Here is a 12,851-nt window from a genome sequence, read left to right on the forward strand (position 1 = left end):
GCCGCCCCGCCCCACTTCTTGCAAGCCGTCCGATATCAGCGCGCTTCGGGCGCCGCCGCCGCGGCATCGACCGGCAGGCCGCCAAGCTGCGTCACCAGATCGGTATAGGCGTTGAGATAGGCGAGCACGATGATCTGGCCGATCGCCGTATTCTCATAGCTACCAAAGCCGCCCGCAGCACCGCCGCCCCCACCGAACAATCCGCCCCCGGCCGCCCAGCCGAGATCCTTCTTGCGGAAATATCCCTCGACCAGGGCTTCTTCCACCGTGGTGCGGGCATTCACCAGCGAAAGCACGACATTCGCTTCGCCTTTCTTGACCCGGATACCACCGGCGATCGCGCCTGCGGTCCGCCCGAACAGTCCGCCGACGACGCCGCCCAGCAGCCCGCCGCCGCCGCCCGAATTGCTGTTCGCGCTGACTATGTCGGGCTGGAGGAAGTAATCCGCTGTCCGGACCTGGCCCAAGCCCACATTCTGCCCACCCTGCAGCTCGCCCTGCTCCTGGAGCGCGCGTTCCATCGCCCGGCTCTGCATCGCGCGCCCGCGACTGACCATGGTGAAACAACCGGAGCGCTGGACAAATACACGAATGATCTGTTCGGGGCTGCCGAGATTGAGTTCGCGCCACCATTTGTCATCCGGCTCGACCACCGCGATGGTGCCGAGGTTCGTGTTGCAGCGCGGAATTTCCATTGTCGCGCGGTCCTGCGCCTTGCGGCCGGATGAGCGCCCTTGTGCGAGCACCGGCTCGGCCGCCATGCCTGTCATCGAAATTACAGCCAGAGCTGTGAAAAGTACCTTTTTCATTATCCGGGATCCCCCTCTGTGAACATTTCGCGGCGGTCGACCTGCTGTCGTTTCTCGCCGGTCAAATGCGACCCGGATGAGCTGCACAATATCAAAAGTTGCAATGCAGGCTAGTATACATCCGCCATTGTGGGAAAAACCAACGTGCCCCCCATGGCCCTGCGTTGCCGTGGAGCAGCGGGTTGGATAGGGACGAGCGCAGCATGATTTACACCGTCACATACCAATGATGTCCCGGCCGCACAGGATCGTGTTCGCCAACGAGAAGGGCGGAACGGGCAAATCCACCACGGCAGTACATGTCGCGGTGGCGCTTGCCTATCGCGGTGCGAATGTCGCCGCGTTCGATCTCGATCATCGACAGCGCACGATGTGCCGCTATTTCGAAAACCGCGCCGAAACGATGCAGCGCCGCGGCATCGATCTGCCCACTGCCCGATGCCATGTCGTCGAAGGCATGAACGAAGCTGCGATGGAGAGATTTGTCGAGGAGCGGGCTGCCGGTGCAGACTTCGTGGTGATCGATACACCCGGCCGTGACGATCCATTGGCTCGCCATGCCGCGACGACGGCCGATACGCTGGTGACGCCGATGAATGATAGCTTTGTCGATTTCGATCTCATCGGACAGGTGGAAGGGGAAAGCTTCAAAGTCCGCAAACTGTCCTTCTATGCCGAGCTGATCTGGGAGGCGCGCATCAAGCGTAGCCGGACATCGATCGAGCAGAACCGCGCGCAGATGGATTGGGTCGTGGTGCGCAACCGCACCGGTTACACCGAGGCGCGCAATATGGGGCGGATCAACCAGGCTCTGGCCGAAATGTCCAAACGAGTCGGGTTCCGCGTGGCGAAAGGCCTGTCGGAGCGCGTCATTTATCGCGAACTTTTCCCCTCGGGCCTTACTCTGCTCGACAAGGGGCATTTGGGCGATTTGGGAACCAGCCACCTCGTGGCGCGACAGGAGCTGCGCGGCCTGGTCGCCAGCTTGCGCCTGCCGGACAATACCGTCGAAATTGTTCCGGAAGGCGCGCAGTGATCCGCCTGCTTGCCCTCGTCCTTCTGGTTTCGGTGGCCTGCCGCCTGATCTTCGGCAAATGGCCGTGGGATTATCTGAGGGCACAAAGCGCAGCCGATCGCTCGCTTGCGCGTGCGCGCGCCATTCTCGACGTTTCCCGAAATGCGACCGCCGATGAAATTCGCGCGGCGCACCGTCGCATTGCTACAATAAATCACCCGGATAGAGGGGGTAGCAGCGCCACCTTGCAGGAAGCGAACGCGGCGCGCGATCTCTTGCTCGACCATCTTTCCCGTATTCGAACGGAGCGTTCCGAATGAGCCACAGATTTCACTCCACTATTTTGCGCGAATACGACATTCGGGGCATTATCGGAGAAACCCTTGGGGCGGAGGATGCGCGCGCGATCGGCCGGGGTTTCGGCTCGATGCTTGCCGAGGCGGGCGGCAAGAAGGTCGCGGTCGGCTATGACGGTCGGGTCAGCTCGCCCATGCTCGAACATGCCTTGATCGAAGGCCTGACCGCTTCGGGTATCGATGTGGCCCGGGTCGGCATGGGGGCGACGCCCATGCTCTATTATGCCGAGGCTTCAGCCGAGGACATTGATGGCGGCATCCAGATAACCGGCAGCCACAATCCCGCCAATTACAATGGCTTCAAGATGGTGTTTCAGGGCCGCCCCTTCTTTGGCGCGGATATCCAGGAACTCGGTCGCCGCGCTGCTGCGGGGGAATGGATCGATGGTGCGGGCCAGGTCGAGGAACGCGACGTCTTCGATGCGTATATCGACCGGATGCTCGAAGCGCTCGACGGCATCGATACCGCGGTGCTCGATCGCCTCAAGGTCGGTTGGGACGCGGGCAATGGCGCAGCGGGGCCGGCACTCGAAAGGCTCGCCGCGCGCCTTCCCGGTGAACACCACCTGCTCTACACCGATGTCGACGGCGATTTTCCCAATCATCATCCTGATCCTACGGTCGAGGAAAATCTGGAAGATCTGCGCGCGCTCGTCGTGGAGAAGTCGCTCGACTTCGGAGTGGCCTTCGATGGCGATGGCGATCGGATCGGCGCCATCGACGGTGAAGGGCGCGTGATATGGGGCGATCAGCTCCTGATGGTCTATGCCGAAGATTTGCTCGCGCGCCGCAAAGGCGTCACGATCATCGCGGACGTCAAGGCCAGTCGCGCCCTGTTCGACCATGTGGCGGCGCATGGCGGCAAACCGCTGATGTGGAAGACCGGCCACTCGCTAATTAAGTCCAAAATGAAGGAAACGGGATCGCCGCTGGCCGGGGAGATGAGCGGCCACGTGTTCTTCGCCGACGAATATTATGGGTATGACGACGCGCTCTATGCCGGTGTCCGCCTGATTGCTGCGGCCGCGCGGATCGGCAAATCGGTGACCGAGCTGCGCAGCGCCATGCCGCCGATGGTCAACACTCCCGAAATGCGGTTTCAGGTCGACGAAAGCCGCAAGTTCGCCGCGATCGAGGAGATCGCCGCACGCATCGCCGCCAGCGATGCGGTTGCGGACACGACCGACGGAGTGCGCGTGACGACCGACGATGGGTGGTGGCTCCTGCGTGCCTCGAACACGCAGGATGTCCTCGTCGCGCGCGCGGAAAGCGAAAGCCAGGAAGGCCTCGACCGCTTGGTCGCGCAGATCGACGAGCAACTGGCCGCCTCGGGCCTCGAGCGTGGCGAAAGTGTCGGACACTGAATTTGTAAGGGAGGGTTCGCATGATGAAGAAATGGATGCTGGCGATAGCTGCGCCGCTGGCACTGATTGGTCAGCCAGCTGTGGCTGACGAAAAAGTGGACGCCAAGGCCCACAAGCAGGCCGAGGCGATCGCCATGATAGCCGAGATGTTCCCGGCCGAGCCACTGACTCCAGAGCAGCAGGCCCGCCTGCCGCTTGCCGCTTCGCTGATCGAGCAAATCATGCCCGATGGCACGATGGACGAGATCATGGAGTCGATGTTCGATGGTATGCTTGGTCCGATCATGGACCTTGCCGATCAGGCAGGTCCAAGCCTTTCGACCTTCATCGGATATGACGAGACCGAGCTCGAATTGGATGACGAGGCAGTGGCCGAGATTGCCGCCATCATCGATCCAGAGTGGCGCGAGCGCCAGCGTCGGACTATGGACCTGACGAAGGTTATGATGGGCCAGCTTATGACCGCTATGGAGCCGGCGATGAAACGAGGCATGGCGGAGGCATACGCTGCCAATTTCACGCAAGCCGAACTCGAGGGCATTTTTGCATTCTTCTCGACCGAAGTCGGCGCGACCTATGCGCGCAAGTCCTACCAGCTTACGTCTGACCCGCGCATCATGCACGCCGCGATGAGCGAACTTCCCAAGATGGTCGCGACTTTCGAGGAGATGGGCCAGAACATGAAGGCGGAGATGGCGGACCTTCCGGAAAAGAAAGACTTTGAGGCGCTGGGCGCTACCGAACGCCAGCGGATCCTCTCCCTGACCGGCCTCACCGAAGAAGACCTGCGAGTGGGCATGCGACAGGTCGCGGAGCAGGATGTGAAGGACGCGCCGTTCTGAATAGGGGAGGTGAGCCGGTTTTACTGACTGGCCCTGGGCCGACTCGGTATCGCCGAGACCAAGTGCAGGGATGAAATCCGTGCGGCGTATGTGGCGCGGAAGGCCGAACTCGACTGCTCGGAGGATGCGCCCATGACCTTGTTCGTCGGCCCCTAGCGGGAACCGCGCGGGTTGCGCTACGCTGACCTTCCATGGCCGCGGTTCCTCCCGAAATCAAAGACTGGTTCGCCGGGCGCGGCTGGCATGTGCGCCGCCATCAGCTCGACATGTTGGCGGCCAGCGACGCGGGCCGACACGCCTTGCTGGTCGCGGATACCGGGGCGGGCAAAACGCTTGCGGGTTTTCTGCCGACGCTGGCCGACTTCACGCCCTCGCGCCTGGACGGGACTGAGCCGCCCGAAGGTCTTCACACACTCTACGTCTCGCCGCTGAAGGCCCTGGCGCATGACGTGCAGCGCAACCTCCTGACTCCGATCGAGGAAATCGGCCTTCCCATCCGCGTGGAGACTCGCAGCGGCGACACGCCTTCGGATCGCAAGAAGCGTCAGCGCATCCGTCCGCCGCATGTGTTGTTGACCACGCCCGAGAGTCTTTCCCTGCTGCTCTCCTATCCCGAGAGTTTCGAGCTGTTTCGCGGGCTCAAACGGATAGTCATAGACGAGGTCCATGCCTTTGCCACCGGCAAGCGCGGCGATCTGCTGGCTCTGGCGCTTTCCAGATTGCAGGCCATCGCGCCGCGGATGCAGCGTGCGGCATTGTCCGCGACGCTCGCCAACCCACAAGGCTTTCGCGAATGGCTTGCTCCGCTGTCTACGGGCGAACAGGGTGAGGTCGATGCCGTGGAGCTGGTCGAGGGCGAGGCGGGCGCGGCGGCCGAGGTCGAGATCCTGCTGCCCGATGAAGAGCGCGTGCCTTGGGGCGGCCACGCGGCGACCTGGGCGATCCCGCAGCTATACCGGCAGATTAAGGCCAACCGCACCACGCTGATCTTCACGAATACGCGTTTTCTGGCAGAGTACATTTTCCAGCACCTGTGGGATGTGAACGAGGACAACCTGCCGATCGGCGTCCACCACGGCAGCTTGAGCAAGGAGGCGCGGCGCAAGGTCGAGGCGGCGATGGCGCGGGGCGAGTTGCGGGCGCTCGTTGCAACTGCAAGCCTGGATCTCGGTGTCGACTGGGGCGATATCGATCTGGTGGTTCAGATGGGTGCGCCCAAGGGATCCTCGCGGCTCCTTCAGCGCATCGGCCGCGCCAACCATCGGCTCGATCAGCCCAGCCGAGCTTTGCTGGTTCCCGGCAATCGTTTCGAATTCCTCGAGGCCACTGCCGCCAAGGAAGCGGTGGATGAAGGCAAGCGGGATGGCGAGGAATTTCGTCCGGGCGGGCTCGACGTATTGGCGCAGCACGTCATGGCTTGCGCCTGCGCGGCACCGTTCCAGGAAGATGAGCTACTGGCGGAAATTCGCACGAGCCTGTCCTACGCCTGGGTCGACCGCGAGGTGTGGCAGCGAGTGCTCACCTTCGTCGCGACCGGCGGCTACGCGCTCAAGGCTTACGAGAAGTTCAAGCGGATCGTCCGTGATCGCGAAGGTGTGTGGCGGCTTACCCACCCCGAACAAGCGCAGCGACACCGGATGAATGCCGGGATCATCATCGATTCCGAAATGCTCGATGTGCGGATCCATGCGGGACGAGGGCGGGGAGGACGCAGCCTCGGCAAGGTGGAGGAGCGGTTTGCAGCCACGCTCAGCCCGGGGGACACATTCGCCTTCGCAGGCATGAGCCTCGAGGTTGTCAAACTTCAGGACATGGAAGTCGTGGTCACGGCAGCCAAAACCAGTGCAATGATTCCCAGCTATGGCGGGGCACGCATGCCGCTCACCACGCATCTGGCCGAACGGGTGCGCGAAATGCTGGTCGACCGCGCCGGCTGGGCTCGTTTCCCCGACGATGTGCGCGAGTGGCTGGAGGTGCAGGACTGGCGTTCGAAAATGCCAGGGCCGGGCCAATTGTTGGTGGAGAGCTTCCCCCACGCCAAACGGCATTACAGCGTCTACTACACGTTCGAGGGGTGGAACGCGAACCAGAGCCTCGGCATGCTCATTACGCGGCGGATGGAGGATAGGGGCCTGCTGCCCGGCGGTTTCGTGGCCAACGATTATTCACTCGCGGTCTGGGGTCTCAAGCCGGTTACCGACCCGGCACCACTTCTCTCCCCCGACATTCTGCAGGACGAGTTCATCGATTGGGTCCAGAGTTCGCACCTCTTGCGCCGCGCGTTTCGCGAAGTCGCAGTGATCGGCGGTCTGGTCGAAAGGCAGCATCCCGGAAAGCGCAAGACCGGGAAGCAGGTAACCTTCTCCACCGACCTCATTTACGACGTCCTTCGCAAATACGAACCCGATCACGTCCTGTTGGAGGCGGCATGGGCCGATGCGCGCACGCGCTTGACCGATGTCGGCCGTCTGGGCGCCCTGCTCGACCGATCGGCGGAACAACTGGTGCATGTCGAACTCGACCGGGTCAGCCCGCTCGCCGTGCCGGTCATGGTCATGATCGGCCGCGAGGCGACACCTCAAGGGGCGGTCGACGACGAATTGCTACTCGAGGCGGAAAGTCTCGCAGGCGCTGCGATGCGTGTGGAAGTAGTGCCCGACACCGACGGCGAGTAAACGAAAAAAGGGGCGGATTTCTCCGCCCCTCTCTTACGTTCGATCGTGCCGGGAACCGCTTTAGCCGGCCTTCCCGAACGTCCGATAGCGTTCGTTTCCGACGAAGCCGAACTTCGTCACACCGCTGGCCTTGATCAGTTGCAGGACCTTTGCGGCCAGATCGTAGCTGGCCTGCGCCTCGGGCTCGAACTGCAGCTCGGGCTCGGGGTTGATGCTCTTCGACTGCTCGAGCAGCGTACGCAACTGACCCATATCGACCGCGTTCCCGTTCCACAGGATCTGGTTGTCTACCGTGAGCACGAGCTTGTTCTTCTCAGGCTCGACGAAGACATCGGGCGGTGTCGGGTTGGGCTGCGGCAAATCGATGTTTACCGCATGGGTCGCGACCGGAATGGTGATGATGAACATGATGAGGAGAACGAGCAGGACGTCGATAAGCGGCGTCATGTTCATTTCCATCATCGGCGCGCCATCATCCTTGCCGCCTGACATTGCCATAGTGGGTTACTCCCTAATCTTCTTTGCCGAACCGTGCGATCACGCGTTGGGATCGACCGGGTTCGAAATGAAGCCGACGGTTGGGTAGCCCGCCGCCTGGACGTTGTAGATCGCACCCGCAACACAGGACCACGGTGCGTTTACGTCACCGCGGATATGCACCTGCGGAATCTTTTCCGGGTCTTCCATGATCGCCTCGGGGCCGCCGGCACGCTGCACAATGGCGTCGAGACGCTCGAAAGCCTGATCGTACAGTTCTTCGGAGGTGACCGGTGCGATATTGTTGAAATAGACGCGGCATTCGCCGTTGCGCGATGCACCTTGGAAACCGGGCTCGCCAGCGCTCACACCATTGTCGTCGGTGGTGCTGACGGTGAGGAGGAGGTTTTCGACCTTGTCCTTCGACTCGAGCGATTCGAAGACCGGGACTTCCAGCTTCTCGATGGTCTGGATCGCGACCGGAACCGCGATAAGGAAGATGATCAGAAGCACCAGCATCACGTCCACGAGTGGCGTGGTGTTGATGTCCGACATGGGCGTCTCGCCGCCACCTCCTGTCGAAATCGCCATGGTTCAGTTCCTAACGTTCGAAATTCTTGGGTTCGATGCGGAGAAATCCGGGACGGCCGATGGCCGCCCCCGATTCTGATCGATTACTTTTTGACCGTGGTGGTCGTCGCGGCCGGCTTTGCTGCCGGAGCGGTACGGGCGGCCTGGCCGGCAGCCTGTGTCGAGGTAGCGGTCATGTAGGTCGGCTTGACCGAACCGTTCGAGTTTATGTTGGCCAGAAGATCGTTCGAGAAAGCGTGCATCAGCTCGGCGATCCGCTTGTTGCGGCTCTGGAGCCAGTTGTAGGCAAACACGGCCGGAACCGCGACCAACAGACCAATTGCGGTCATGATCAGCGCTTCGCCGACCGGACCGGCGACCTTGTCGATCGAAGCAGAACCGGCGATCCCGATGTTGATCAGTGCGCGGTAGATACCGATAACCGTGCCGAGCAGGCCGACGAACGGTGCGGTTGCGCCGACCGTCGCGAGGAACGGGAGGCCGCCCGCGAGCTTCGAGTTGATCGTATCTTCCGAACGCTGCAGCGAACCGTGCATCCAGTCGTGCGCTTCGAGCTTGTCGGTCATCTTGGCGTGCTGGTTTTCGGCGAGGATCGCATCATCGACGAGCTGACGCCATGCGCTGTTCTTGTCGAGCTTGGTTGCGCCGTCCTTGAGCGAGCCGGCTTTCCAGAACTGCGTGCGCACGGCCTTGTACTGGGCCAGCACCTTGCGCTGTTCGAACAGCTTGGTGAACAGGATGTAGAACGAGCCGACCGACATGATCACCATCACGCCGAGAATGAACCAGGCGACGAAGCCGCCCTGTTCCATGGCTTCCATGAAACCGAAGGAGCTTTGCGGGGCTGCATCGGCGGCAGCTGCAAGAAGTTCGAAGGTCATAACGAGTGGTCCTTTTGAGTATTCCGTGGTCCGCCTGCCGCAGCAGGCCCTGGAGAGTTAGTTCAGCTGGTAGACGATTGTGGTCGACCAGGTATCTGAAATCGCATTGCCTGCGGCATCCTGCGCAGGGTTGAACCGTGCATAGCGGGTCATCCCGTCACAGGCGGCTGAATCGAGGTCGCTCGATCCGCTGGAGCGCGTCACGCTGCAGGAAGATACGCGACCATTGGCCCCAATCTGAACTGTCACGCCGACAGAGCCTTCGGTACCTTCGCGTTCTGCGCGACGGGGGTAGTTGCTCTGAATACGACGAGCCCAACCATTCTGGCCTTTGGGAGTCGCGCTACGAGCCTTGGAGGGCGGCGGCGGCGGTGCCGGGGGCGCGGGCGGAGGAATTACCAGCCGCGGCGGAGCCGGCGGTGGAATCGTCGTCTGCGTCCGGATCGGAGGCGGAGCCGGCGCGATATTGATCGGCGGCGGCGGCGCGACCGGCGGCGGCGGCGTGTCGGGCACGTTCTCCGGCGGCGGCGGCGGCGGCTCTTCCTCGGGGGGCGGTGGTTCCTCGATATCGATCGTCGTCACGCGCTCGACCACCTGCTGCACCGCATTGTATGCGAGGCCGGTGATGAGAGCGTAACCGAGAGCGACATGAATGAGGGCAACAATGATGATCGCGACGATGCGATTGCCGCTCATCTGTTGGTCAGCATAAGCCATTCGGTTGCATCACTCCATCGGTCGCCCCGGTTAACCCGGGGCCATTTGACACCCACTTGCGACCCGCCCGATTGGCGTGACATGGGGCATCGTTTACGCATTCTCGCCGCTAGGGCCTACGAAAGGCTCAGCGGCGAAGGCGCACCAAAGTTCCCAATTAGAACCCGGACACCTCTCCCCAAGCAACAATGTATCATCCACTCGGGTCCGGCCCGACCCTTTAGCTACGATGCCCTTTCACCGCAAATCCTTTATCGGTTAACCGGGGATTCAGTGCCGCGTGCGGAGGAACCTTAGGGAGCGGTCATGGGTTGACCGAATCGCCTCCCACATACGCAAGCAGAAGTAGCCATCATCATGCAAATCACACGATATTCAGCGAAAACTCTGCTCGCCTGCGCCGTCCTGATCTCGGTATCGGTGCCGGGTACGGCGCAGGATCGCGCGGGAGCCGAGAATCTATCCTATGCCGATATCGTCGACCTCGCCGATGGCGCTCCGCTCGTCTTGCGTGCGCAGATTCGCCGTCAAGCTACGGTGGAGCCCGAGCGGTCGCCCGGCCTGGAACAGGGATTCGTCCGGCTCTACGTCGAGGCGCGGACTTCGGCGTTGATCGCCGGAAATGTGCCGGTAGGGGAATCGCTGCACTATCTGGTCGACGTGCCGCTGGACGAACGGGGTAGGGCGCCCAAGCTGAAGAAGCAGGAGGTGATCCTGTTCGCGCGCCCTGTCCCGGACCGACCCGACCAGATCCAGCTGGTCGATCCGCGAGCCCAGTTTTCCTATAGCGAGGCTTTCGAGGCGCGGCTGCGGCCGGTTCTGTCCGCGCTCCTCTCGCCCGATGCACCTCCGCGGGTGACCGGCATCCGCGATGCCCTCGCGGTCGAGGGTACCCTTGCTGGCGAATCCGAAACCCAGCTTTTCCTCGACACCGAAAACGACGGACCGGTCTCGGTCACCATCGTGCGGCGTCCGGGGCAGGCTCCGCGCTGGGGTGTCTCGTGGACAGAGATCGTCGATCAGTCGGCACGCGCTCCGCAGCGTGATACGCTCGAATGGTATAGGCTTGCCTGTTCGTTGCCCGATACGTTGCCCGGCAGCGCCAACCTGTCGCGCGACCCGCGTTCGCGTGCTCTTGCCAGCGCGGATTATGCGCTGGTTCGCGAGGCGTTGGGGGCTTGCCCCCGCACCCGCGACTGACAGGCGGCGCTTCACCTTCCACAAGACAAACTGGTTCCCCCCACGCCAGTGGCTGCGCTAGGCGAGCGCCATGGCTGAACCTCTCCGCATTGCCCTTGCCGGGCTCGGCACCGTCGGAATCGGTGTGATTGAATTGCTCGAAACCAACCGGTCGACCATCGAACGCCGTGCCGGTCGTGAACTCCAGATCGTTGCGATCAATGCACGGGACCGTTCACGCGATCGCGGTATCGACCTGTCCCCTTATATCTGGGTCGACGACATGCAGGCCATGGCCGAGCGCGGCGATGTCGATGTCGTGCTCGAACTGGTCGGTGGATCGGATGGTCCCGCCCTCACTCTGGCACGGGCCGCACTCGATGCCGGCAAAGGGTTCGTCACCGCGAACAAGGCGATGATCGCGCATCATGGGCTAGCATTGGCGGAACAGGCCGCCCTGCGCGGTGTGCCGCTCAAGTTCGAAGCGGCGGTTGCTGGCGGAATTCCGGTGGTGAAGGGCTTGCGCGAAGGCGCCGCGGCCAATCGGATCGAGCGCATCTACGGTATTTTGAACGGCACCTGCAATTACATCCTGTCCGAGATGGAGCGCACCGGCGCCGATTTCGGCGACATGCTGCGCGCGGCGCAGGAAAAGGGGTATGCCGAGGCGGATCCCACTTTCGATATCGAAGGAGTCGATGCCGCGCACAAGCTGGCGATTCTCGCTGGGATCGGTTTTGGCGCGCGCGTGGATTTCGATCATGTCGCGGCTACGGGTATCGGCGAAGTCCGCGCGGCCGACATCACCCAGGCAGAATCGCTCGGCTATGTCATCCGGCTGGTCGGTATCGCCTCGCTCGACCGAAGCGAGAAGCGGCCTACGCTTCTCCAGCGGGTTCGCCCCTGTCTGGTTGGGCGCGGCCATCCCCTGGCAGCGGTCGCCGGGCCGACCAATGCCGTTGTCGCCGAGGGCAATTTCGTCGGACGCCTGTTGTTCCAGGGCGCCGGCGCCGGAGCCGGGCCTACCGCGAGCGCCGTGGTTGCCGATCTCATCGATATTGCGCGCGGCGATAGCGGCGCTCCGTTCTCGGTCCCGGTGGAACAGCTCGAACAACTCGCTCCTGCCGACCCGGGCAATCGCATAGGCCGCGACTACATCCGTTTCACCGTGAACGACCGACCTGGGGTGCTCGCCGAAATCACTGCCGCCATGCGTGATGCCGAGGTTTCGATCGAGAGCCTGATCCAGCGGGGCCGCGACCACGAGGGTGGGGAAGTTCTGGTGGCCATGGTCACGCATGAGGGACCCGAGCGCTGCGTGGCCAAGGCGCTCGACCTGCTCGACGGTTCGCCTAGCCTGACGGCTCCACCTCTGGTGATGCCGATTCTGAAGGACTGATGTCGCCGTCTTGGTCCGTTGTCGGTGCGGGCGGCAAGCCGAGGTCGATCTCTTTGCGTTGCTGCTGGGCGGGGGCGGCATTGCCGAGCGGTGCAAGGCCGCGGGCCATGCGATCCGCATCCGATCCCGGTGGTGCTTCCGGAAGAGCCGAGAAATCGACGATATAGGCGGGCGGAGGCGGACAGGGGTTCAGGCCGATCCCGCATACGCCGCTGACAGTTGCGGGCCCTCTGAAAATCCCCGCACCGGCCACGTCGGGCGCCCTGATATCGCCCTTGTTCATCGTTTCCTCGGCAAAGCGCTGCCGGGCACGCTCGGCGTCGAATCCGTATTCGGCCTTGTCGCGGCGCTTGCGGCAGACGATGATTTCTCCCGATATGGTCGCGGCTTCCTGTTCCGCGCTGCAATCCTCCAGCGGGCCTTCGAAATCGCCCTGCGGGATCAGAATATCGATCCGTTCGGGCGGCTCGGGGCCTTGCTGCGCGGCTCCGGCGCCTGGCAATGCGACCGCGCCGATTATAGTAATTGCCACCCACCAGCGTCTCG

General features: G+C 62.7%; 13 protein-coding genes. 7 read left to right on the plus strand and 6 right to left on the minus strand.

The genetic code is table 11. From position 1 onward, the window contains the following. Positions 1-35 precede the first annotated feature (35 nt). Entirely contained in the window at positions 36-809 is a 774-nt protein-coding gene (locus DVR09_RS03220) for a CsgG/HfaB family protein (RefSeq protein WP_115415655.1), read from the minus strand. 226 nt (positions 810-1,035) lie between these two features. On the opposite strand from DVR09_RS03220, the gene DVR09_RS03225 reads away from it, so the two are divergent. The 5 genes from DVR09_RS03225 to DVR09_RS03245 all read left to right on the plus strand — a co-directional run bounded on the left by DVR09_RS03225 (position 1,036) and on the right by DVR09_RS03245 (position 7,061). Beyond that, positions 1,036-1,845, plus strand: a complete 810-nt coding sequence (locus DVR09_RS03225) for a division plane positioning ATPase MipZ (protein ID WP_435867805.1) — start codon at positions 1,036-1,038, stop codon at positions 1,843-1,845. Then, a complete protein-coding gene (locus DVR09_RS03230) occupies positions 1,842-2,144 on the plus strand; it encodes a DnaJ domain-containing protein (RefSeq protein ID WP_115415656.1) in 303 nt (100 codons plus the stop codon). The genes DVR09_RS03225 and DVR09_RS03230 overlap by 4 nt, the downstream gene beginning before the upstream one ends. After that, positions 2,141-3,544 (plus strand): phosphoglucomutase/phosphomannomutase PgmG, encoded by a 1,404-nt coding sequence (pgmG, locus tag DVR09_RS03235; RefSeq protein ID WP_115415657.1) that lies wholly within the window; start codon positions 2,141-2,143, stop codon positions 3,542-3,544. Before DVR09_RS03230 ends, pgmG begins: the two co-directional genes overlap by 4 nt. Positions 3,545-3,564: 20 nt before the next feature. Further along, positions 3,565-4,386, plus strand: coding sequence for a DUF2059 domain-containing protein (locus DVR09_RS03240; RefSeq protein ID WP_115415658.1), 822 nt, complete (start codon positions 3,565-3,567; stop codon positions 4,384-4,386). A 191-nt stretch (positions 4,387-4,577) separates the two neighbouring features. After that, positions 4,578-7,061, plus strand: a complete 2,484-nt coding sequence (locus DVR09_RS03245; RefSeq protein WP_115415659.1) for a ligase-associated DNA damage response DEXH box helicase — start codon at positions 4,578-4,580, stop codon at positions 7,059-7,061. Between the two features lie 60 nt (positions 7,062-7,121). Here the strand turns inward: DVR09_RS03245 and DVR09_RS03250 are convergent, their stop codons facing one another. The 4 genes from DVR09_RS03250 to DVR09_RS03265 form a co-directional block, all read right to left on the minus strand. Continuing rightward, on the minus strand, positions 7,122-7,559 hold the full coding sequence (locus tag DVR09_RS03250) for an ExbD/TolR family protein (RefSeq protein WP_115415660.1): 438 nt from the start codon (positions 7,557-7,559) through the stop codon (positions 7,122-7,124). Between the two features lie 39 nt (positions 7,560-7,598). Next, positions 7,599-8,129, minus strand: coding sequence for an ExbD/TolR family protein (locus DVR09_RS03255; RefSeq protein WP_174223717.1), 531 nt, complete (start codon positions 8,127-8,129; stop codon positions 7,599-7,601). An 83-nt stretch (positions 8,130-8,212) separates the two neighbouring features. After that, the gene (locus tag DVR09_RS03260; RefSeq protein WP_115415661.1) at positions 8,213-9,010 is read right to left on the minus strand and encodes a MotA/TolQ/ExbB proton channel family protein; all 798 of its coding nucleotides are present in this window, start codon (positions 9,008-9,010) and stop codon (positions 8,213-8,215) included. 57 nt (positions 9,011-9,067) lie between these two features. Continuing rightward, complete coding sequence (locus tag DVR09_RS03265; RefSeq protein WP_115415662.1) at positions 9,068-9,727, minus strand: energy transducer TonB; 660 nt, start codon at positions 9,725-9,727, stop codon at positions 9,068-9,070. Positions 9,728-10,084: 357 nt separating this feature from the next. Between DVR09_RS03265 and DVR09_RS03270 the strand changes: the two genes are divergently transcribed. Further along, on the plus strand, positions 10,085-10,927 hold the full coding sequence (locus DVR09_RS03270) for a hypothetical protein (RefSeq protein ID WP_115415663.1): 843 nt from the start codon (positions 10,085-10,087) through the stop codon (positions 10,925-10,927). A 70-nt stretch (positions 10,928-10,997) separates the two neighbouring features. Continuing rightward, on the plus strand, positions 10,998-12,305 hold the full coding sequence (locus tag DVR09_RS03275) for a homoserine dehydrogenase (protein WP_115415664.1): 1,308 nt from the start codon (positions 10,998-11,000) through the stop codon (positions 12,303-12,305). Here DVR09_RS03275 and DVR09_RS03280 read toward each other — a convergent pair. After that, positions 12,259-12,837 (minus strand): hypothetical protein, encoded by a 579-nt coding sequence (locus tag DVR09_RS03280; protein WP_115415665.1) that lies wholly within the window; start codon positions 12,835-12,837, stop codon positions 12,259-12,261. The genes DVR09_RS03275 and DVR09_RS03280 overlap by 47 nt on opposite strands. Positions 12,838-12,851 lie beyond the last annotated feature (14 nt).

The sequence above is a fragment of the Erythrobacter aureus genome (assembly GCF_003355455.1).
Classification (GTDB): Bacteria; Pseudomonadota; Alphaproteobacteria; order Sphingomonadales; family Sphingomonadaceae; genus Qipengyuania; species Qipengyuania aurea.